General features: G+C 68.4%; 1 protein-coding gene and 1 pseudogene. Both read left to right on the forward strand.

The window, feature by feature from the left end; genetic code table 11:
• Positions 1-339, forward strand: a pseudogene (locus MKP05_RS21140) (hypothetical protein); the annotation flags it as partial.
• Entirely contained in the window at positions 332-1,105 is a 774-nt protein-coding gene (gene istB, locus MKP05_RS21145) for an IS21-like element helper ATPase IstB (RefSeq protein WP_240570120.1), read from the forward strand. The pseudogene MKP05_RS21140 and the gene istB, both read left to right, overlap by 8 nt.
• Positions 1,106-1,123: the final 18 nt, after the last annotated feature.

The raw sequence follows: 1,123 nt of genomic DNA on the forward strand, positions 1-1,123 counted from the left end.
CTGGCGGGGCTGACGTTCCGTGATGAGCTGCTGCCGGGCGCCGACTGGCGTGAGCTGTACGCCCGGCTGACCGCCCAATGGCCGGTCGCCGAGGCCTGCAAGCGCATCGTCGGTGCGCTGGCCCTGGCGGCCGAGCAGGATCAGGCCGAGGCGATCGCCACCTACTGGCTCGGCGCCTTGGAACGCGGGGACAGCCCGACGCTGGCCGACCTCCAGGCGCGCTTTGCCGCCAGGCCGAGCAGCACGATCGAGCTGCCCCAGGTCACGCAGCATGAGATCGCCAGCTACGACGTCCTGATCCCCGCCACCTCGGCCACGGAGCTGCGCTGCCATGCCTGACGCCCAGACCCTGCCGCTGCTGCTGCGGCAACTACGCCTGCCCACCGTGGCGGCCTGCTGGCCCCAACTGGAGACCCGCGCCCAAGCCGAGGGCTGGAGTCTGCCGCAAACGCTGGCCGCCCTGTGCGAGCAAGAACTCGCCGAGCGTGAGCGGCGCCGACTGGTCCGCCACCTCAAGGAGGCCCGGCTGCCGGTGGGCAAGACGCTGGAAACCTTCGAGTTCGAGTCCATCGCGGCCGATTATCGCCGGCAGCTGACCGCCCTGGCAGGCGACACTCAGTGGGTCGACCAGGCACACAACCTACTGCTGTTCGGCCCCTCCGGGGTGGGCAAGAGCCACGTGGCAGCCGGCCTGGGCCATGCCCTGATCGATCAGGGGTACCGGGTCCGCTACGCCACGGCATCGAGCCTGGTGCAGGAGCTCCAGGCGGCCAAGCAGGCCCTGCGGCTGAGCGATGCGCTGACCAAGCTCGATAAGTACGCGGTGCTGATCATCGACGACATTGGTTACGTCCAGCGCAGCGAGGCCGAGACCTCGGTGCTGTTCGAGCTGATCGCTCACCGTTACGAGTCGGCCAGCCTGATCATCACCGCCAACCAGCCGTTCAGCGCCTGGGACAGCATCTTCCCCGACAGCATGATGGCGGTGGCCGCCATCGACCGGCTGGTGCACCACGCCACGCTGCTGGAGCTGAGCGGAGAGAGCTACCGGAAACGCGCCTATCAGCGTCAATTACAGGGAGGACAGACCGCGTCGTCAGGCTGACGACAACTATCCCACCCA

The organism is Halomonas flagellata, assembly GCF_022487945.1.
Classification (GTDB): Bacteria; Pseudomonadota; Gammaproteobacteria; order Pseudomonadales; family Halomonadaceae; genus Halomonas; species Halomonas flagellata.

Excerpts from the sequence above, each read along its gene's own strand:
- istB (WP_240570120.1), top strand. The coding sequence starts at position 332 with ATGCCTGACGCCCAGACCCTGCCGCTGCTGCTGCGGCAACTACGCCTG.